This is a genomic window from Okeania sp. SIO3I5 (genome assembly GCF_010672085.1).
Classification (GTDB): Bacteria; Cyanobacteriota; Cyanobacteriia; order Cyanobacteriales; family Microcoleaceae; genus Trichodesmium.
On sequence record NZ_JAAHHT010000039.1, the window covers coordinates 39,443 to 60,498 of the forward strand.

The following is a 21,056-nucleotide window of genomic DNA, read 5'->3' on the forward strand; positions in this document are numbered from 1 at the left end:
AGTTCTGTACGTTGCTAACCTGACAGTTCCCTCCTATCTAATACCAATTCACTTTAAAAATGTCACAAATAGTTTCAAACTATATACAGCTCCTTCCACTTTGCTGAGGTACACCAATCGCGGGCAAGATGCCCGCACTGATAGGATTTAACTGTTAATTTCTGTACTTCATATACTTGGAATATGCTGTATGTGAAATGATTTCCTGAAGTTGCTGTAGCGTAAAAGTTATGAGTCTATAAAATCTTACTTTTGACTTTTTAATTTTGACTTTTTAATTCCGTGAAACGGTATAACTGTTCCCTATTCCCTGCTATAACAAAAATGCTTTCTGACTTTAACTATCCTCCAACTCCAGAAATATTAGATTGGTTAGCATTAGGGCGATTAGGTGATAGATTTAATCGCTCAATTAGACTGTGGATATTATTAAAGTATTTTTATGGAGAAGGAAATAATTTAGCTGCAAAATTACCCGAAAATTTTATTTACAGCGACTTGCGCGATGAATTTTTTTCGCCTAAACATCCTCCGAGCGATCGCTTCACAACGGAACAAATAAAAACAGAGTGTCTAGACAAAAAGTGTATTTGTAAAAAGTCGATCAAAGAATTAATTAAAGTAGAAATTTCACCTCTATCAATTCAAGAATGGCAACAGCAAATTACAGATAAAATGGGTGGGGAATTTCTAGACATAGAGCAGCGTATTTTTGCGACAGTACACCGTACAATCAGAGATGATTTAAAATATTTAGCTAAATTAGGATGGCTAAAAAAATCAAAAACTAAAGCAGGAGTATATCAGTGTCAACCACAAAAAAACTGGCCTCAACCTCCTATAAATCAAACACAGGTATGGGATACTTCAGAATTTTCCTCAAGTCAAACTTGGCAGTTATTAAAAGTTTTAGAGTCGGTTTCTTTTGTACAACCTAATTTAGAATTAGTAGTAGAATCTTTGCGGGAAAAAATAACTCAAGAAAAACCTTTACTAAGGAACGATCCAGAAAAAAGAATATTTATTCATTTAGACTATATTTTATCGGATGAAACTCAAGATAGAGTTGATGATTATCATCAACAAATAGAGGAGTTATGGCATCAATCCCCTGGTGGAGTAATTAAGTTTCAATATTGGATAGCGAAAACGGAAAAAAAACTAGAAATAATAGTTTATCCAGTTTGTTTACATTATGCACGTCGGGCGAAATATTTAACAGCTTTTGGTACAGATCCTGATGGTAAATTTGGCTGGCATAATTATCGTTTAGACCGAATAATTTCCGAGAAATTAACTATTTTAAAATGGGGAAGTTCTCAGATACCAAAAAATTTGTCTGAATTATGGAAAAAAGGAAATTTACCAACTGTAGATTATGTACAAGAAGAACTAGAAGAAGCTTGGGGATTTAATTTTTATTTGCCACGAGATTTGTTGATAATGAGATTTGATTCTAAGTTTGCTCGTGGGTATGTAGATAATACTGTGCGACATCCTACATTTAAACGCATCGAATCTAGAAACTTACCATATTTACTGAAAAAAGAAATTCAAGACCCCCAAGAAAGACAAGAGTTATTGAATATTATTAAGGCACGTTCTTCTAAAAATACTTATTATCAAGGATGGATAAGAAATGGAGATATTAATGTTTTGATGCGGTTAAGAGATTGGCGGCCAAATGGAGAGGTTATTGCTCCTATTTCAATTAGAAAACAATTGAAATTAGAAGCAAAACAAGAGTTAGCTAATTATGATTAATTAGGACTTACGCAGGCTAACCCAGAAACCCGGTTTCTCGTAGATGTTTATTGTCAAAAACAATAATTTACCGTAGAAACCGGGTTTCTTTGCGTAAGTCCTGATAATATTAAATCCGATAGTATTCGGTGCAATTAAATATTGTAGAAGTTTGGTTGATATTGTAGGGGTTTGGTCACCAAACCCCTACCAAACTTGGAGCTTTTGCCAAGACTGAGAGTCAAATATTATTCTCTAAAGTCAACAGATTTTATATAGAGCTAAAACTTTTCTAATTCAGCAATAATTCTCATCAATTCTTGTTTGAGATAATTATCATCTTGATAACAAGAAAGCAAAGAATTATAAAACCAAAGTGTTTTTTCTTTACCTCCACGAAACCGCGTCCATACGATTTTTCCTTCTTGACGTAATGCAGCTAATAAGTCTCTCCCATTATGCAATTTATCAGCAAGAGAAATAAGTTTTACAGATTTAGAACCATCACGAATTTGCTGAATATAACGTAACTTTCGTTCTTCCCAAGGTGGTTTAGGAATAGTCTCTGACTCAGTACAACCATCAATAATATTAACCACTTTTTCGCCGAATAATTCCAGAATATGTTGACGAGTTGCCATACCTCCCCGATCTTCCACTGCATCATGTAATAAAGCAGCGATCGCTTCATCTTCGTTTCCACCATTTTCTAGAACTAAAGCAGTAACACTTAAGAGGTGAGCAATATAAGGTGTGCATCCGTCTTTGCGAAACTGTGGAGAATGTAAGTTGTAAGCTAATACTAACGCTTGTTGAAATTTTTCTGTGAGTTTAGTGATAGTCATTTCGGTTATTATTGGTTGTGATAATTTTTTCCTCCTAATATTTTAAGTATACGGAGTTGTGGAAGGAAATATTTCCAGGACTAAAGCCATGCGAACCCAGAAACCCGGTTTCTCGTAGATGTTTATTGTCAAAAACAACAATTTATCGTAGAAACCGGGTTTCTTTACCTAAGTCCTAATTTCGAGGATGTTGGGTTTCGTTCCTCAACCCAACCTACATTAACTGATATTAATGAATTGCAGAAGATATTTCTTCTACATTATGTTAGACTATACTAAGAGCAGGACTAAAGCCATGCGAACCCAGAAACCGGGTTTTTTCCTCAATGTTTATGGTTAAAAACAAGGATTTGTCCTAAAAACCCGGTTTCTTTGCGTAAGTCCTGATAAGAGTCAAAATCAACTTATTACTTTTGACTAAGAAATAAAGCCTCAAGTTGGAGGTACTGAAAACTAATAACTGAAAACTAATAACTAATAACTAATAACTAATAACTGAAAACTAATAACTGATAACTGATAACTGATAACTGATAACTGATAACTGAAATGACATCCATACAACTCAACTTAATTTCCCATCAAACAACTGATGGATTTCCATATCAACATCTTCATATTGAGATGACTACACCAGATGGTATTATCACACCTGCTGACTTAAAAGGTTTGAAAATACCTCCTAATATTCAGTGGCAACAAGGTGTCATCATAGAAGGTAAAGCACCGATATGGTTATATGCTTATTTAGTTCACGAATGCCATCCCGCAACGTGGGTTGGTTGTTACGATCCTCGACTTGGTGCAGTTGTCGTTTCTACTCATACTCATGCTGTTACTATCGGATCTATTTTAACTTTAGAATTACCGAAAATAATTAAGAATTAAGTATTTTTTAGATTCGTAGGTTGGGTTGAGGAAAGAAACCCAACAATAAACTTACAGCGGTGCAAGAGAAGAAAGAGGTTAAGTAAACCCAACAACAAATTTGTGCTTGTTGGGTTGCGCGTTCGCGACAGCGGAACGGAGTTATATCGCTTAACCCAACCTACGGGAACTTTTTCATATCCCTATTCCCTATTCCCTATTCCCTATTCCCTAAAACTTAGAAAATGACTAGAGAATTTCCATTACAATTAGATGTAATTCAACTCGAAACAGAATTAGGTAGTTGTCAAACTTTAGCTATTACTTTTACTCAACCACAAGACCTAATTAAACCAATAATTTTATCACAATTAAAGTCAATAATTCCTGAAGATTTAGATTTCAATCAAGGTGTAATTTTATATGGTGCGAGTCCAAACTGGCTTTATGGTTATTTAGTAAAATGCTGTCGAAATGCTCCTTGGATAGCTTGTTATGACGTGCGGACTCAAAAAGCTGTTGTTGTTAAAAGTAATTTTCAAACTTTGGCAGTTGGAGATACTATTTCTGTGATTTTTAATCGCACTCCTGGTATGGCAATTTTAATCGGCGGACCTCCTGATAGTGGGAAAAGTGTTTTTTCTTATGCTTTGCGTCGTTCTTTATTTGAGAAGGATAAAAAGTTGAAGGTGTTTATCCAGCGAGCTAATTGGGATGGGGAGGGAAATTGGGTTGAGGAAATGAGCGATCGCCAAGTAGCTAAACGGTTAAAGGATGACAATACTGTTCCGGTTCATAAATTGGGCAAGGAGATGATGAATAGTTATTTTGGCTATCATGCTAAAGCGATTAAAAATATTCGGGATGTTATGGATATTGTTTTGGTTGATATCGGTGGGATGGTACAGGAAGAGAAAAAGCCTATTTTGGAGCAGTGCAGTCACTATGTAATTATTAGTCGTTGTCAGGAGGAGGTTGGGAAATGGCATGATTTTTGTAGAGGTTTAAATCCAGCGATCGTTATTCATAGTGTCTTGGAGGAGAAGTTGGTGAGGTTGGAGAATGAGGATTATTTGGAGGTGGTTGCAGGACGTTGGATAACTGGGGAAACTGTTAGGGTGCCGGATATTATTGTGGAAAAGGTGTTGAGTTGTTGCAGGGGAGTGAGGGAGTAGGGGAGCGGGGGAGTAGGGGAGTGAGGGGGTAGTAAAAATATGAGTAAATATAAATAATTGATACCGTAGCAGAAGGCAAAACAAAGATTTAAGATGTAGGGGTTTGGAGACCAAACCCCTAGGTTTCAATCCCTAAATAGGGATTAGGGTTTCCAGAGCCGGAGCCCGAGCCTCAGCCGGAGCCCGAGCCTCAGCGTTTCAATCCCTAAATAGGGATTAGGGTTTCCAGAGAAAAATTATGAACTAAAATTAGGGGAGTTCCTCAATAAGGAAGTTTCAATCCCTAAATAGGGATTAGGGTTTCCAGAGCACTGTGAGGTGGGGCAGATTAAGCTTTTTCAGGGTAAGGGTTTCAATCCCTAAATAGGGATTAGGGTTTCCAGAGCGTGCGGAAGGCATTTTGCAACTAGTTGAGGAGTATTACCCGTTTCAATCCCTAAATAGGGATTAGGGTTTCCAGAGAAAAAGTTCATTTGGTAGGACAATTAAATTATGTCGTTTCAATCCCTAAATAGGGATTAGGGTTTCCAGAGGTTAGTTTTTTCAAGAACGTCTTTCAAACTCTTAAGAAAAAAGGGTTTCAATCCCTAAATAGGGATTAGGGTTTCCAGAGTAGTACGTGCGAATCACGTTGCCATTGATCTCTACTGTTTCAATCCCTAAATAGGGATTAGGGTTTCCAGAGCAATCTGGTTGAACTTATAACGGAACAGCCTGAAATTGTTTCAATCCCTAAATAGGGATTAGGGTTTCCAGAGCCCGCAAGTTTGATCTCTAATGATCCCGATCCTGATGTTTCAATCCCTAAATAGGGATTAGGGTTTCCAGAGGAGACTGATCCTGATCCTGTTGAGACTGAGACTGAGAGTTTCAATCCCTAAATAGGGATTAGGGTTTCCAGAGTTTTAGGAGAAGTGAAATGAAAGAAGGAACTTGTTTCAATCCCTAAATAGGGATTAGGGTTTCCAGAGAAAACTCCGGTGTATCCGGATCTGACGTCAGTTTTTGAGAAGTTTCAATCCCTAAATAGGGATTAGGGTTTCCAGAGTTAACAGAGGAGCAAACGCCCAACATGAGCCAATATGGGTTTCAATCCCTAAATAGGGATTAGGGTTTCCAGAGAGTTCCGATCCAGAACCCAGACATAGCAAGGGTTTCAGATACCCAAATATACACGCCCCTTTGATTAATTTGTCAACAAGGCAAATTTTGGCAAAATGACAATGCTCAAACCCTCTCGTAGCAAGGCACATACACGGGTCAACGAAAGAATAGGCATTTCAGCGATTCTGGGAGGCGTGTATGTGGGGTTCCATGCAAAGATGAAAAACTACCCTTTAGCCACCCTTAACAACTAAGAAATGACCAAAAATTTATTACTATTTATTTCTCGAGGTTCTTAACTGAAAATATACTAACTTTTTCATTCCATCCCTGTCAAGTGGACGAAAAAATCAATTTTTGATAATATTTTTGTCAACTGTCAAATTTTAGTGGCCAGGATATTTATAGAAAATGCCTTTTCTACATACGTGTTAAACTATCAGCAGTTAAGAAAAATTTGTAACTTGGAAGTATAGTAAAAGGAGAAATTTAGCGATCGCGGAGCGGAACGGAGTTCTATCGCGAAATTATTAGGTAAGATACCCAAATAATTACAGTCTCCATTTTTAAGGAGAACAAGTTAAAAGCACTTATTTATCTTGCGAGTTAAGATAGAGAAAGAAATTGGGTGTTGAAAAAGCGATCGCCAGACAGCTAAACAGTTAAAATAGACGAATACTCGTAAGATTCATCAATTAGAAAATGGTGAATTGAGTTGTGTTAAAATTTACTTATTTTGAGGAGTAAATATGGATATTCCAGATAAATACAAAGTCGAGCATTTATTTTTGCTAATAGGTGAAAATCCTTTGCCTAATTATGTGGCTGCCAAACTTCTATTTAAGGAAGGCAAGAAAAAAACTTTATATCTCATTCACACGACTGGGACATCCGAAACTGCCGAACGCTTACAAGAAATTTTGGAATCAGATATAGAAGTTCAACTGGTTTCTATTAATGATAATGACTCAGATGCTCACGAGATTAGAAAAGTAATCTCTGAAGAATTAGAGAATATTAAATTAGATAATAATGAAAAGATAGGACTAAATTATACTGGCGGGACAAAAGCTATGTCTGTCCATTCTTATAGATCGTTATTCTATCAAGAGCAAAATTCGCAATACATAAAGCGCTCGAATATTGTGTTGAGTTATCTTGACGCCCGTCGTTTAGAAATGTGTTTTGATCGAGAGGATGGAGAGAGCGATCGTTACAAAGTTACACCTGAAATGCTTGAAGTTAACCTAAAAACTATTTTCGAGCTGCATGGTTGGAAGTTTAAATCTGAACCAGTTTATCAACCAAAATTATTTGAAGCTACTAAAGCACTCACTGAATTTTTCCAGGAAAAAACATGGTCGGATGTTTGGCAAAATTGGTGCAAGGAAGTTTTTAAATATAAAGATAAAAATGATAATGATCGGGAAAAAAGAAGAAAAGACAAAGACATTATGATTTTACAATTTCAACCTATAAGAGTAGAGATATATGAAGGATTTAATGCCATCAAAAATGTTATTAACTTAGAGAAAGAAGAACCAAAAAATTTTCTAGAGAGTATTAAAAATAAAGGTCAATTTAAGAAATTGGAGAAACTTGGGAAATGGCTTGATGGTGAATGGCTAGAACATTATGTTTTGCAGCAAGTAATAAATATTTCAGAAGAACTTTCCATTCACGATCAAGCTGCTTCATTTCATGTTTCTACTACTCAAAATCCAAAAGATAACAAATTTGAATTTGATGTTTCCTTCATGCGTGGCTATCAACTTTTTGCTATTTCTTGTACAACTGATAGCACTAAACCTCTGTGTAAATCTAAGTTATTTGAAGCTTATATTAGAGCCCAGCAATTAGGAGGTTCAGAAGCAAGAGTTGCTTTGGTATGTTGTGTTGATGTAAAAACGGTAGATCGACTAAAAACAGAAATTACCAACGTTTTTAACCCAGATCCAGAAAGTTCTAAAAAAGACTACAGACTAGAAGTGTTTGGACGCGAAGATTTGATAGATTTATCAACAAAAATAAAAACATGGATTAAAAATGTAGATAAGGAGGCAAAATGAAAGAATATACTGTTACTGTACTTGATACTACTGGAATTCAACCATACATTTTTGGCAGCAACAAACTTCGGGAAAATATAGGAGGATCGTATTTAGTTAAGCAAGCAACTGATGATTGGGTGAGAAAAACTTTAGGTTTAAAAGATGTAATAGGAGTCCCTATACTCACTTTTCTATCTAAACAAAAACCCATTGAGGAAGGTGCACCTAGTGAAATTGTTTATGCGGGTGGTGGTAATACAATTCTGTTGTTTAAATCTATGGAAACAGCTATTGAATTTACGAAAAAATTAAGCAGAAAAGTTTTAATAGATGCCCCAGGAATTAATCTAATTGTTGCTCATAAAAAATTTGATTGGGATAAAGATCAACTGTATGAAGTAGTTAGCAATTTAATGAGAAACGAACTAGAGCAGCAGAAGTACAAACGGATACCTTCTTCCCCACTTCTAGGATTGGGGGTAACAGCATTTTGCAACTCAACTCAGTTAGTTGCTGTAGATTATAGCAATAATCGAGATTATCAAATGCCGAAAGATAGCAAACCTTACCTAATTTCTAGGGAAATTGCTGCTAAACTCAAGGCTGTTAGTTATGCAAATAAAAGTCTCAAAGAAATGATTGAAGAATTATTGAAGGACAGCACAAATAATGTTTCAGAGAAGTTTCAAGAATATCAATTGCCTTTAAGAATAGATCAATTGGGACGTTCAAGAGATGAAAATAGTTATGTTGCTGTAGTTCATGCAGATGGAAATAGCATGGGTAAACGTTTTCGAGAATATGCTCAACAGCAATCGGAGCAATATTCTGACAACCCGAACCTTGCTAATCGTGCTTATGTTGAGGCGATGCGTAACCTCTCTAAAAGTGTAGATAGTGCAGGTAAGCAAGCTTTGAAAAAAGTAATTGAGACATTGGTTAATTCAATTCAAAAAGTAACAGAAAATGGTAAAACGGTAAAAAAAGTAGTAGGTAAGTTAGGTGAGTTTAGAATTGAAGAGAATTTTTTCCCTTTTCGTCCTTTAGTTTATGGAGGGGATGATATTACTTTTGTCTGCGATGGACGTTTAGGATTAGAACTAGGGGCTATTTATCTTCAGGAACTAGAAAAACATACAATGCCAGATGGTAAACCAATCAAAGCTTGTGCAGGAATTAGTATTGTTAAAACTCATTATCCTTTTGCTAGAGCTTATGCACTTAGCGAGGCTTTATGCAAAGAAGCAAAGCAGTTTGTTAAAAAAACTAAGAAAACAAAAGAACCAGGAGGTTTTTCTGCACTAGATTGGCATATTGCAAGTAGTGGTTTAAGTGGTTCAATTTCGGAAATTCGCCAACGAGAATACCTAGTTTCATCTGGCAATTTAACTATGCGTCCTATTCGCCTACAATGTTCTAAAAATGAATGGCAAAACTGGCAGAGTTTTACTCAAGTTATCGAGGATTTTATCGATGGTAATGATTGGAAAGGACGTAAAAATAAAGTCTTAGCTTTGCGGGAAGTTTTACGAGAAGGAATAGATGCAACAAGACAATTCTTGAAGAACTATAAACCTACTAAACTACCCAATTTTATTCCTGAATCCAGTGAAAGCCGTCGTCTAGCAAATGATGGTTGGTTAAATGGAGTTTGTGGTTATTTTGATGCCATTGAAGTAATAGATTTTTACCTTTCGTTAGGACAAGAAAATAATGGAACTGTACCACCTGAAAATCAAGTTACTGAGTGACACAACTTTTGGACGAGGGGATGGAGTAGCGGGTTTAGTTGATCAAGAGGTAGAACACGATGCTTATGGGTTTCCCTTTTTACGGGGACGTACCTTTAAAGGATTGCTGAGTGAAGAGTGCGACAACATAATTGCTGCATTTACCGATGAAAGTCTCAAAAAACATTGGCAAAAAGTGGCTTGTGCAGTATTTGGGATTTCTGGAAGCGTTATAGACACTATAGGAGCTATTCGTGTAGGAGATGCTGTTTTACCAGACGATCTCAGACAAGCTGTAGCCTATCAGCTTAAGGAACAAACCCTGACTAAGACAGAGGTACTGGAGTCTCTAACTACCATTCGCCGTCAGACAGCAATGAATCCAAATGGAGTAGCTACTCCAGGAAGTTTACGTTCCTTTCGAGTTGTCATTCGTCAACTAGAGTTCTCGGCTAGCTTGCATCTAGACACTAACACAGTAGAAATAGATGGAGTTTCCATTTCTAAAAATGAGATGTTGTCGCTTTTGGCTGTTGGCACATTAGCACTTCGCCACTTAGGCAGCGGGCGCAACCGAGGACGAGGCCATGTCCAATGTTCCCTGTGTGACAACCAAGGAAATGACATTACTAGAGATTATTTGAGTTATTTTGATTTAGCTGAGGAAAAGCATGAAAGCAATTGAAATTACCCTGAAAATCGAACAACCTGTTTTAGTAAATTCTTTTCAGGGAGATCCTAACAGCGATGTTTCTTATTCTTATATTCCTGGCAGCGCTCTCCGGGGAGCGTTGATAAGTCGCTATATGAGACAAAACCGCATTCGGGAACTCGATCTAGCAAATCCCGAAGTTAAACGCTTATTTTTTGATGCAGATAAAACTTCATATTTGAATGCTTACTTATTGAGTCAAGATAATCAGCGAACTTTGCCCTTACCTCGTTCTTGGTTTAAGAATAAAGATGATGAATTTAACGATAAAAAAAACTCAGTTACAGCCTATGATTTTAGTCTGAGAGAAAGTGACGAGGACGAAGACGAAGATATCGAACCAGAATCTCCAAAAGCAGTTGGCGATTATTTTTGGGTGAAAGATAGTAAAAAGGAAATACTTTATCTTTATAAAGAAAAGCGACGGATTAATATTCATAACAGAAGAAACCGCAAAAAAGGAAAAGGTACTCCAGAGGAGGGAGAAATATTTCGTTATGAAGCTTTAGATGCCGGACAAACTTTTCAAGCAATTATTCTTTATCAGGAAGATAATGACAAAACAATTTTTGAAAGGTTGTTAGAAGTCGAAAAACTGCAAAAAAGCGATCGAGAAAAATCTGATTTATGGTTAGGTGGTTCTCAAAGTGCAGGATATGGACACACTAAAATTATTAATATTGAGTTTCTTGATACTTGGGATGAAATAGGAGCTACTTCCCAAAAACGTGAGGGAGATAATTTAATAGTTACGCTTCTCAGCGATGGGATTTTTAGAGATGATATTACTGGTCAAGTTATAGCTAATTCAGATTTGGTAAAACAGGAAATTGAGCATATTCTCGGCAGTGAAAAAAAGCTATCTTTGCCAACTCCAGTTTATGCAGCCAGCACTTTAATTGGAGGATTTAATCGCAAATGGGGATTACCTTTACCACAAGTTTCTGCTTTAGCTGCTGGAAGTGTTTTTGTCTTTAAAAATGTCAATATTACTGCTAGTGAAATTGAGGAATTAGAAAATAAAGGAATAGGAGAAAGACGGGTTGACGGTTTTGGGAGAATAGCTATTAACTGGGCTGTTAAATGGGGTAAAAAAGAATCTTTTTCAGTTGAAAAACCTGATGAAAAAGAAGATGAAAAACAATTAGATGAATATTCTTTAAAATCTGAGGTTTCACGTTCTCTAGCAGAACTAATGGCAGAAAGAATATTGAAACAGAAACTAGAGCAAGAAGTTCAAAAAAAAGTTGATTCCTGGACTCCTAAAGGTCCTATTAGTAATAGCCAACTTTCAAGACTAAGAATTGTTGCCAGGGAAGGATTAACTTTAGGAAGTCGTCTACCAGTTTTAAGATTATTGTGCAATTTACCTGCTAGTTCTAAAGCTAAGTTTCAACAAACAAAAATTGAGAATGTACCACTTGATAAAAAAATTTATGAAATGTTGAGAAAGCCTACTTGTTGGATGAGTAATCTACAGGAATTAGAGGGAAATGTTGCTGGTGTTTCAAAAAAGTTAAGTCAGCGACTAGCAATAGAATATACCCTAAGATTAATTATGGCGATCGCTAAAAATGCTATAAAGGAGAAACAAAATGACTAACGAACGTTTAAATCGCCATCAACGTCAGATTATTGAAAGGATTATTATTAGAGGGAAATTAATATTAGATACTCCTACCTGTTTAGGCAGTGGAGATGCAGAAGGGCCAACAAATTTAATGCTGATGCGCGATAGTATTACTCCTTATGCTTTACTAACAGGAGCATCCATTGCTGGAGCATTACGAAATTATCTCCATGAGTACGAAAATGGCTATGAAAAAGAAGAAAAATATGACGGTCTAGCTACTTATTTATTTGGTGCAACTCGTGAGGAGGAAAATGGAGACCAAAGTCCTCTAATTATTAATGATTCTATTAGTAGCGAAGTACCAAAAGTAGAACTAAGAGATGGAGTAAAAATTAATAGTGTTACGGGAATAGCTGAAGACAAAGCCAAATATGATTTGGAATTATTAGCTCAGGATACAGAATTTCCTCTAGATTTTGAGTTAATAATTGAAGAAGATAAAGATAAAAATAAACTTTTAGAAGCTTTAGCTATAACTTTAGAAGGATTAGAAAAGAGTGAAATTAGAATTGGCATGAAAAAACGCCGGGGGTTTGGTCGTTGTCATGTTTCTGAATGGCAAGTTTGGCAGTTTAATTTAGAGAATAATCAAGATAGAATTGCCTGGTTGTTATTTGACGGTGAAGGGATTGCTAATATTCAAACTGGCAAAATTTCAGATATTCTTAAATATGACAAAGAATGCTCAGATAAACGTCAACGTTTTACAATGGAAGCTAGTTTTAAATTAGTTGGTTCATTGTTAATTCGTTCCAGTCAATTTTCTAATCAAACTGCTCCTGATACAGTGCATTTAAAATCTTATAGAAATGGAGAATATAAACCTATTTTATCTGGTACGAGTTTAGCTGGAGTTTTGCGACATCGTGCCGAAAGAATTGTGAATACTCTGGGGAATAATCAGACAATAATTAAAGATATTTTTGGTACAGAAAAAGATTATGAAAATCCTCAGTCAAGTCGTTTACTTGTGGAGGAAACTGTAATTGAAAATGTCAATGAATTAGTACAAAATCGAATTGCCATAGACCGTTTTACAGGAGGTGCATTTTACGGTGCTTTATTCGATGAACAAGCTATTGTTGAAAAAGAGGAAACTTGCGTGACTTTAGAATTAGAATTACGGCAGCCAGAAGATTATGAAATAGGATTACTTTTATTACTATTGAAAGATTTATGGACTAGCGATTTACCAGTGGGAGGAGAGAGTAGTATTGGGCGAGGAAGATTAGCAGGAATAAATGCTGAAATGAGTCTCAAAAAGCCAAGTGAGAATCAAAAAACTGAAAAACTTTGGACTATTAGTCAAAATGGAGAACAATTAGAAATAAGCGCTCCTGAAACATTAGAATCTTTTGTTAAAAATTTTGTTGATGAGGTGCAAGTATGATCGAAAAATTATGCCATAAAATATCTACCGATAATCTGGATGAAAATACCGATAAGACAGATGAAATTATGAATAAAATTCTGATTGATTGGATACAAGAACAAGCTAAGGAGAATAAGTTCGATTATCTATTAGCTCATGCAGAAGATGGAGTAATTTGGGGAAAGTTTGAAAATGGTAAATTGATGACTTCTAACCAGGCTTTTCCTAATGAAGCTTTACCAGAATTAAGATTAGAAACCCTTCAACAATGTCGGATTTTTGGAGAAAAAGGAGAAGTATTATTGTGGCAAACAGATAGAGGTTGGTATGCACGCTTAATTCAAGATAATTCCAATTTTGAGTATATTCCTGAAGAACAAATTCTCTGGGGCACTAAAAAAGATAAAGAACTAAATGGATTTACTTTTTTAACAGATGGTTCTGAGGGATTAAAACACGCTGTTCCTCTAACAGGAATTACCTTTAAAAATGACAGCGAAAATTTATATCGTCCCCTAAGATTATTGATTCATCATTATATTGATTATGATGATTCAGGAATTGCTAAAATCGTTCTTAGTCGTCTCGTCTCATTAAAACAAAATACTCTAGGAAACAAATAAAATGAATTACCCCAAACATATAATAAAAGTTCCAGAAGATAGAAAAGCGATCGCTCCCTACAATTTCGTAGAATTACCAGACCAAGTAATTGAAGTTAAAAAAGAAGATTTACCAGATAATAGTAAATATCATCAAGACCGTAATACTGGCAAAATTGAATGTATTTTAACAACTTCATCTCCTCTTTATATTCGTTGTGGAATGAGTCCTGAAAATTTTAAAGAATACTCAGAACCTCCTAAAAATTTGACTGAAGAGGAAAAAAAAGAGTGGGAAGAAAAGAGAAAAGAAATTTTAGCTTCTTTTTTTAGCTATTCTAATAATGGTTTGCCTATTATTCCTGGAAGTAGTTTACGGGGAATGTTGCGGACTTTAGTGGAGATTATTAGTTTTAGTAAAATCGATCTTGTTTCAGATGAAGAGCGTTTTTTCTTTCGTGCTGTTGCTGCTGATAGCGAAGATCCGCTTAAAGATGAATATACAAAATATTTAGGGAAACAAGGGAAAAATGTAAAGGCAGGTTATCTTAAAAAAGAAGGAGATAATTGGTTTATACGTCCAGCTTTAGAAATTGACAATGAACCTTTTATTTGGATTAAAGAAGAAGTTGTAAAATCAGAACTTCGTGGAATTATTTTGATGAAGCAATTGTCTAAATATAGACCACAGTATTTTGTTAATATTAGTTTTGAAAATATCTATACAAAAAATTCTCGTAAGTTTGCCAAAAAATTCAGTAGTGACTGTAATAAATACGAATATAAAGGTGTTTTAGTTACTAGCGGTAATATGATGGAAGGTGCAACTAATATGACAAAATTGAACCGGAAAAATCATTGTATAATTCGTGAACCAAATCCTGAAGCAAACCTAATACCTATTAATGAAAATGCAATTAGAGATTATTGTAAAGCACTAACTCCTTTTCAGAAACAAGACCCACCTTTCAATTCAGAAATAGGTGTTTTGAAAAATGGTCGAGCAATTTTTTACTGCCAATCTAAATCCGGAGAACCAGTCAAACGATTTGGTCAAAGTCCTAACTTTCGGATTCCATATATTCCTGTGGAAAATGACAGAGCAGCTTCAGTAGTTGACTTTATTCCTGATGAATTAAGAAAACCAGAAATAATTGATATTGCTGATGCTATTTTTGGTTGGGTTAGGGGTGAAAAACAGCAAGACAAAACTAAACAAAGTCGTGCAGGTAGGATAAATGTTAGTGATGGAATTTGTATTAGGAATATTGATGATATTTTTCTGGATAAAAATCCAATTATACCGAAAATTTTAGCAAGTCCTAAACCAACAACTTTTCAACATTATTTAGTTCAACCAGAAGAGACACAAGCTGAAAAACAAAATCTCAAACACTATGCTAGTCAACCAATAGAAAAAACTGTAATTCGAGGACATAAACTTTATTGGCATAAAGGAGAAAAACCTAAGATTGAACAGGAAAATCTCGATCAAGTTTCAGATACTCAAACTACTGAAATAAAACCAATTAAAGAAAAAGTTAAATTTGAATTTACTATCCACTTTGAAAACTTAACTAATGTTGAATTAGGTGCATTAATGTGGGTACTAGATATTGCTCAAAATAAGGACTACCGTCTCAAACTTGGCATGGGTAAACCTTTAGGAATGGGAGCAGTAAAAATTACAAATGAATTGTATTTGAGCGATCGCCAAAAACGATATAAAAAGTTATTTGATGGTAATACTTGGAATCTACCCCTTAAACAAGAGCAATCAGATTTTAAACAATGTTTTGAAGACTATATGTTAAAAAAGCTTACAGAAAATGGTACTTTTAACAGTATTCGCCGAATTAAAATGCTGCTAGTAATGTTAAGTTGGGAAAGTCCTCAAAATGCAGAGGAAACAACTCGATATATGGAGATTGAACGAGATACTGAAAAACATTATATTGGTGCCCCCGAAGCATCCGATCAGACAGTCAATGAATATAAAGATCGTCCTGTACTTCCAACTCCTTTACAAGTTATGGGTATTGAATCAAATTGTGATTGTTCTTCTTCTAATTTTTCAGAAAACCAAATTATTAGTGCTAAAATAATTAACATCGAAGAAAAAAAAATACAAAAGAACAAAAAACAACAGCTAAGAACAACTATTACTTACGAAATAACAGGTTCATCTTGTGAAGCTACAGAAATAGTTGATAAACAAAAAGTTGATTTGGTAAAAGGAGATATAGCAAAAGTAGAAATAAAAAAAGTAACAGGCAATAGTGTTAGGAAAGTAAAACGTATTACAACTGAACAATCAAAGGAACAAAATTAATATTATTGATTATAATGTAATGTAAATATAAAATTTGATAAACTAAAGGCCAAATATGCCAAATCTGAGTTTAGAACAAATATCCGCTCAACTAGATAGCGAAAATTCTCGCGATCGCCTCCTTGCTCTTGCCTATCTACGAGAAGTATCTGCTGCTGAAGCGGTTCCTCTAATCAAAAAAGTATTGTATGATCCCAATTTACCAGTACGCTCGATGGCAGTATTTGCTCTGGGTGTCAAACAGACTGAGGAATGCTATCCAATTTTAGTAGAATTATTGGAAAAAGATGCAGATTATGGTGTCCGTGCTGATGCAGCAGGAGCTTTAGGTTATCTGGAGGATATTAGAGCATTTGAACCTCTAGCGCGAGCATTTTATGAAGACACAAGTTGGTTGGTACGTTTTAGTGCAGCAGTTTCTCTAGGAAACCTCAAAGATAAACGTGCCCACGATTTATTGATAGAAGCGCTAGATAGTCAGGAGTTGGTAATACAACAAGCAGCGATCGCCGCTTTGGGAGAAATTGGAGACTTAGAAGCAGTAGATCATATTCTCAAGTTTGTCTCTTCGGAAGATTGGTTGATTCGCCAAAGGTTAGCAGAAGCGTTAGGAAATATGTCTACTCCAAAAAGTATATCTGCTTTGAAATATCTGGAAAAAGATACTCATACTCAAGTATCTCAAGCAGCAACCATTTCTCTACAACGTTTACTTGGGTAGGAGTCAGGAGTCAGGATTCAGGATTCAGGAGGGAGTAAAGAAGGTATTGAGAATTCAACGAGATTTGATCTGATGTCAAATTCAATAGCTACAATTCACCGTAGGGGTTTGGTCTCCAAACCCCTACCAAACTTGGAGTTTTTGCCAAAGATGATGCGCTCTGATTCCTTCTTTTCTACTCCCGATTTTCTGGATATATCTCTGCTATGAATTCAACGAAATTTGAGATGAGCAATAGCTACAATTCACCGTAGGGGTTTGGAGACCAAACCCCTACCAAACTTGGAGTTTTTGCCAAGGATGATGCGCTCTGATTCCTTCTTTCCTACTCCCTACTCCCTACTCCCTACTCCCTATTTAAAAAAGATAAAGGATTACTTTTATTCTCGGCAAAACCTAGAATGCCGCGATCGCAATGTTTATACAGCAAATTCCCCTGACGATCGAATAGAAAAGTTGCCCCTCTTTGGGTTAAATAAGCAGCATTAGGTACATAAGTTGACCAGTTACTCAGAACTTCGCTCATATTTCTCAACCTGAGTGTTGCTAGTTCAAAAGGACGTTGAAAACCTTTTCCACCTGCCAAATTAAAAAATGAACCCTTCAGTGGTGGTAGAGGTTTCGCATGAATTACTTCATCATCATCAATCAATTGAGGTGCTTTTTGATCGCCAGTATAACCTCTAAGTACCTCCGCTAAAGTACCCGGACTACCAATACCCGCACACATTAACATTAAATTCAAGAAAGCATTTTGACCTTTACTTAATAAGGGGAACTTAAAAGTTAATCCCTGATATAGTTCTAATTCTCGATGCAATTCAGCATCTGGATCGACAAATAAGCATTCAGTAGGAAATTGAGCATATTCACAAAATTTCTTACCAGAAGCATAATTACCAATAGCGATCGCTCGTATTGTCACTCCCAATTTTTGCAATTTTGCTGATTCTCGTTGTACCCACCAAGCGTATTCCAGATTATCGAAATCGCCCAATTGTGACCAAATTAAGACTAAAAGACGATTAGCATCCTCACAACCACTGAGGATAGGTACAACTTGATTATCGCTAATTCTTAGACGTTGATTTTGTTTTAGGATTTGATAGATATTCATTTTCAGTTATCAGTTATATCATGTCCGGTTGAATAGTTATAAATAATTAGGAAGGAGTCAGGAGACAGGAGACAGGAGACAGGAGAAAAGAATGTATCAGGAGAAAGAAGTGTTTTTATCACACTCTTATCCGGACATAATATTATTCCCAGATCGCGTGGGTGTACCTCTTGTTCAGTTATCAGTTATTCCCAGTGCGAGCATCTTGCTCGCGTGGGTGTACAAAAATGTTCCATCTGAGCGCAATTGCCAAATCTTCCCACGCTTCCCACACTTCCCACACTCCCCAAACTTCGCACACTCCCCACCCTTCCCACCCTTCCCACCCTTCCCACCCTCCCCGCTCTACTTTTTCCCTCGTAACCAATAAGTGAGCATTCTCCCTCTACCTTTAACAGTAATTATCCCTCTTTCTTCAAATATATACTTATTTTTTAAGAGTTCATAAGTGGCAGTTGTAACTTGAATTTTTCCAGGTTCTCCAGATGATTCCATTCTGGAAGCTACATTGACAGCATCTCCCCAGAGATCGTAAATAAATTTTTTTCTACCAATTACACCTGCTACTACCGGACCTGTATTAATACCAATTCTAATTTGAAATTGCCGATCAATATCTGTTGTAAATTTCATAATTTCTTGCTGCATATCTAATGCCATATTAGCGATCGCTTCGGCATGATTTTCTTTGGGTACTGGCAACCCTCCTGCTACCATGTAAGCATCGCCAATAGTCTTAATTTTCTCTAAACCATAAAATTCAGCAATATGGTCAAATTTAGAAAATATTTTATTGAGTAAGTTAACTAATTCTATGGGAGAAATTCGGACGGAAAGAGGAGTAAAACCAACAATATCAGAGAACAAAATTGTTGATTCTTCAAAATAATCAGCTATAGCACTCGTATCCTGTTTTAGTCGAAAAGCAATAGGTTCAGGCAAAATATTCATCAGCAAATGCTCGGATTTTTCTTGTTCAGCGTGTAATGCTGCTTCTGCTTTTTTGCGAAAGGTAATATCTTCCACAGTTCCTTCATAATAAAGCAATTCTCCATTAAAATTATGGACAGCGCGAGCTTTTTCAGAAATCCAAATTATACTGCCATCACAACGATAAACTTGAGCTTCAAAATTTGATATTTCCCCATCTTTATTAATAGCATCAATAAATTCTTGTCTGCGGTTAGGGTTAACATATAATTGTTGTTGAATATTAGTAATATTAGTAATTAATTGTAAAGAGTCAGAATAACCATACATTTTTGCTAAAGCTGGATTAGCACTTAAGAAATAACCATCAGGTGTAGTTTGAAAAATACCCTCAATAGAATTTTCAAAGATACTACGATATTTTGCTTCTGCTGTTTGTAATGCTTCTGCTGCTTGTTTGCGTTCTGTAATATCGTTGATGATTAAAAGTAAGCAAGTTTGCCCATCAAGAAAAATAATTTCTCCTGATAGTAACCCGACTCTAATTTTTCCTGATTTTAGCCTCAACTTAATTTCTTGATTGCGAATTTTACCTTGAGTTTCTAATATTGTAAAAATGCGACTTCGCTCTTCAATATTTACCCATAAGTTGAATTCCAATGATGTTTTTCCAATGACTTCTTGACGACTATAACCTGTAGTTTGAATAAAGCTTTCATTGACTTCAATTAATTTATGATCTGCAAGATTAGTAATAGTAATTACATCTGGACTTGCCTGAAAAGCTAAAGCAAATTTTTCTTCCGATTGCCGTAGTGCAGCAGTTCTTTCTTCTACTCGTTGTTCTAACTTAGCGTTAGTTTTTTCTAGATTAATAAAAGATTCTTGTAATTGCTGTGCCATTAAATTAAAAGAATCTGCTAATATCTCTAATTCATTAACTATTTTGACTTCAATTTTTTGGTTGAGTTTTCCTCTGGCAATTTCTCTACTTGCAGCACTTAAAAGCATCACAGGATAACTAATCCAACGAGACGTTAAAACTCCTACTATTGTGGCAATAAATAAAGCGATTAAACATAACTTAATTGTGGTACGAGTATTAACATTAATTTTCTCCATAAAATCGGCTTCTGGAACGACAACTACAATCAACCAATCTAAATTTTTGCCATTAGAAAAAGGTACTACTTGCAAAAATTCTCGCTCGCCATTGAGTGGAAATTCTAATTGTTGTGACTGGTTAATTTTGCTAAAGTCACCAAAATATTCTCTTAAATAATTAGCTGTATTACTAATTAGATAATTATCGACATTTTCCGCTTTAATTCTTGTAACTTCTTGTTCTTTCAAACTAAATGGTTTTTGGGAAGTATAAGAAGCAACTAAAAATCCCGAACGTTCCATAATAAAAGTTTGTCCTGATTTACCAATTTTCAAACTTTGGAGAAATTCTGTGATGTGAGAAAGCACAAAATCAACCCCAACTACTCCTATTAATTGATTATTATTTTGATAAATAGGTTGAACTAAAGTTACCTTAAGTCTGAGTTCTTTAAAGTCAGCATAAATATCACTCCAAGTTGGTTTCTTTGCCTCTACTGCACTCTTGTACCAAGGTCGAATTCTAGGATCATAATCATTGCCAATTTCTAATAATTCTGTAGGGTTTCCCTGACTATCAATTCCAATACTATGAAATTTTCCTTTTGTAGATTTACCAGCTCTACCAATTTCCCATCGATTATTATTTTGAAACCCTAAACCAATAAATTCTCCCTCCTCACCACCAAAATAAATGGCAGAAATATTAACTGAATCAAATAAAAATCTTTGTTGCCAAAATTGCCGAGTCAAACTAGCTGTATCTTGAATATTCAAATGACCTAAATTAATCGCATTTTGATTAATTTGAGCAATAATGCGGGGTGCTTCTAAATAATCTTCTAGTCTTTCCTGAATCCGGGTACTAACTTCATTTCTTAATTGACTTGTTACTTCATTAACTGCTTGCTGGCCATTGCGTAGAGATAGCCATCCTGTTAAACCTACTGCCCCAAAAATTTGAACTACGAAAGGTACTATTAAAATAGCTCGTAGAGGTATGCGTCTACTGATTCTG

The 21,056-nt window shown here is 35.5% G+C and carries 15 protein-coding genes and 1 CRISPR repeat array; of the genes, 11 read left to right on the forward strand and 4 right to left on the reverse strand.

The annotated features are described in order from the left end of the window. The first annotated feature begins 324 nt into the window (after nt 1-324). Nucleotides 325-1,764, forward strand: a complete 1,440-nt coding sequence (locus tag F6K40_RS11895; protein WP_293135925.1) for a TIGR03985 family CRISPR-associated protein — start codon at nt 325-327, stop codon at nt 1,762-1,764. 260 nt (nt 1,765-2,024) lie between these two features. On the opposite strand, the gene F6K40_RS11900 is transcribed toward F6K40_RS11895, so the two are convergent. After that, a complete protein-coding gene (locus F6K40_RS11900) occupies nt 2,025-2,588 on the reverse strand; it encodes an HD domain-containing protein (protein ID WP_293135927.1) in 564 nt (187 codons plus the stop codon). A gap of 549 nt (nt 2,589-3,137) precedes the next feature. On the opposite strand from F6K40_RS11900, the gene crn3 reads away from it, so the two are divergent. The 10 genes from crn3 to F6K40_RS11950 all read left to right on the forward strand — a co-directional run bounded on the left by crn3 (nt 3,138) and on the right by F6K40_RS11950 (nt 16,887). Further along, entirely contained in the window at nt 3,138-3,476 is a 339-nt protein-coding gene (gene crn3, locus F6K40_RS11905) for a CRISPR-associated ring nuclease Crn3/Csx3 (RefSeq protein WP_293135930.1), read from the forward strand. Nucleotides 3,477-3,700: 224 nt separating this feature from the next. Continuing rightward, complete coding sequence (locus F6K40_RS11910; protein WP_293135932.1) at nt 3,701-4,630, forward strand: CRISPR-associated protein Csx3; 930 nt, start codon at nt 3,701-3,703, stop codon at nt 4,628-4,630. A 122-nt stretch (nt 4,631-4,752) separates the two neighbouring features. Then, a CRISPR array of direct repeats spans nt 4,753-5,752; the repeat unit is 36 nt; unit sequence GTTTCAATCCCTAAATAGGGATTAGGGTTTCCAGAG. Nucleotides 5,753-6,483: 731 nt separating this feature from the next. Continuing rightward, nucleotides 6,484-7,803, forward strand: a complete 1,320-nt coding sequence (locus F6K40_RS11915; protein WP_293135935.1) for a Card1-like endonuclease domain-containing protein — start codon at nt 6,484-6,486, stop codon at nt 7,801-7,803. Beyond that, nucleotides 7,800-9,536, forward strand: coding sequence for a Cas10/Cmr2 second palm domain-containing protein (locus tag F6K40_RS11920; RefSeq protein ID WP_293135938.1), 1,737 nt, complete (start codon nt 7,800-7,802; stop codon nt 9,534-9,536). Before F6K40_RS11915 ends, F6K40_RS11920 begins: the two co-directional genes overlap by 4 nt. Next, nucleotides 9,499-10,200, forward strand: a complete 702-nt coding sequence (locus F6K40_RS11925; RefSeq protein WP_293135940.1) for an RAMP superfamily CRISPR-associated protein — start codon at nt 9,499-9,501, stop codon at nt 10,198-10,200. Before F6K40_RS11920 ends, F6K40_RS11925 begins: the two co-directional genes overlap by 38 nt. Further along, nucleotides 10,187-11,830 (forward strand): RAMP superfamily CRISPR-associated protein, encoded by a 1,644-nt coding sequence (locus F6K40_RS11930; protein WP_293135943.1) that lies wholly within the window; start codon nt 10,187-10,189, stop codon nt 11,828-11,830. The genes F6K40_RS11925 and F6K40_RS11930 overlap by 14 nt, the downstream gene beginning before the upstream one ends. Beyond that, nucleotides 11,823-13,250, forward strand: coding sequence for an RAMP superfamily CRISPR-associated protein (locus tag F6K40_RS11935; RefSeq protein WP_293135945.1), 1,428 nt, complete (start codon nt 11,823-11,825; stop codon nt 13,248-13,250). The genes F6K40_RS11930 and F6K40_RS11935 overlap by 8 nt, the downstream gene beginning before the upstream one ends. Beyond that, nucleotides 13,247-13,855 (forward strand): type III-D CRISPR-associated protein Csx19, encoded by a 609-nt coding sequence (gene csx19 / locus F6K40_RS11940; RefSeq protein WP_293135948.1) that lies wholly within the window; start codon nt 13,247-13,249, stop codon nt 13,853-13,855. Before F6K40_RS11935 ends, csx19 begins: the two co-directional genes overlap by 4 nt. A 1-nt stretch (nt 13,856) precedes the next feature. Next, nucleotides 13,857-16,166 carry a TIGR03986 family type III CRISPR-associated RAMP protein gene (locus tag F6K40_RS11945; RefSeq protein ID WP_293135950.1) on the forward strand — a complete coding sequence of 770 codons (2,310 nt, stop codon included), beginning with the start codon at nt 13,857-13,859 and terminating at the stop codon, nt 16,164-16,166. 55 nt (nt 16,167-16,221) lie between these two features. Next, nucleotides 16,222-16,887, forward strand: coding sequence for a HEAT repeat domain-containing protein (locus tag F6K40_RS11950; RefSeq protein ID WP_293135952.1), 666 nt, complete (start codon nt 16,222-16,224; stop codon nt 16,885-16,887). A gap of 346 nt (nt 16,888-17,233) precedes the next feature. On the opposite strand, the gene F6K40_RS11955 is transcribed toward F6K40_RS11950, so the two are convergent. The 3 genes from F6K40_RS11955 to F6K40_RS11965 form a co-directional block, all read right to left on the reverse strand. After that, entirely contained in the window at nt 17,234-18,004 is a 771-nt protein-coding gene (locus F6K40_RS11955) for a peroxiredoxin-like family protein (RefSeq protein WP_293135955.1), read from the reverse strand. A 181-nt stretch (nt 18,005-18,185) separates the two neighbouring features. Next, the gene (locus F6K40_RS11960) at nt 18,186-18,371 is read right to left on the reverse strand and encodes a hypothetical protein (protein WP_293135957.1); all 186 of its coding nucleotides are present in this window, start codon (nt 18,369-18,371) and stop codon (nt 18,186-18,188) included. After that, nucleotides 18,350-21,056, reverse strand: a 2,707-nt coding sequence (locus F6K40_RS11965) for an adenylate/guanylate cyclase domain-containing protein (protein WP_293135959.1), incomplete at its 5' end; no start/stop codon positions are given. The genes F6K40_RS11960 and F6K40_RS11965, both read right to left, overlap by 22 nt.

Excerpts from the sequence above, each read along its gene's own strand:
- F6K40_RS11955 (WP_293135955.1), bottom strand. The coding sequence starts at position 18,004 with ATGAATATCTATCAAATCCTAAAACAAAATCAACGTCTAAGAATTAGC.
- csx19 (WP_293135948.1), top strand. The coding sequence starts at position 13,247 with ATGATCGAAAAATTATGCCATAAAATATCTACCGATAATCTGGATGAA.
- F6K40_RS11910 (WP_293135932.1), top strand. The coding sequence starts at position 3,701 with ATGACTAGAGAATTTCCATTACAATTAGATGTAATTCAACTCGAAACA.
- F6K40_RS11925 (WP_293135940.1), top strand. The coding sequence starts at position 9,499 with ATGGAACTGTACCACCTGAAAATCAAGTTACTGAGTGACACAACTTTT.
- F6K40_RS11930 (WP_293135943.1), top strand. The coding sequence starts at position 10,187 with ATGAAAGCAATTGAAATTACCCTGAAAATCGAACAACCTGTTTTAGTA.
- F6K40_RS11920 (WP_293135938.1), top strand. The coding sequence starts at position 7,800 with ATGAAAGAATATACTGTTACTGTACTTGATACTACTGGAATTCAACCA.
- F6K40_RS11945 (WP_293135950.1), top strand. The coding sequence starts at position 13,857 with ATGAATTACCCCAAACATATAATAAAAGTTCCAGAAGATAGAAAAGCG.
- F6K40_RS11935 (WP_293135945.1), top strand. The coding sequence starts at position 11,823 with ATGACTAACGAACGTTTAAATCGCCATCAACGTCAGATTATTGAAAGG.
- F6K40_RS11915 (WP_293135935.1), top strand. The coding sequence starts at position 6,484 with ATGGATATTCCAGATAAATACAAAGTCGAGCATTTATTTTTGCTAATA.
- F6K40_RS11900 (WP_293135927.1), bottom strand. The coding sequence starts at position 2,588 with ATGACTATCACTAAACTCACAGAAAAATTTCAACAAGCGTTAGTATTA.
- F6K40_RS11895 (WP_293135925.1), top strand. The coding sequence starts at position 325 with ATGCTTTCTGACTTTAACTATCCTCCAACTCCAGAAATATTAGATTGG.
- crn3 (WP_293135930.1), top strand. The coding sequence starts at position 3,138 with ATGACATCCATACAACTCAACTTAATTTCCCATCAAACAACTGATGGA.
- F6K40_RS11950 (WP_293135952.1), top strand. The coding sequence starts at position 16,222 with ATGCCAAATCTGAGTTTAGAACAAATATCCGCTCAACTAGATAGCGAA.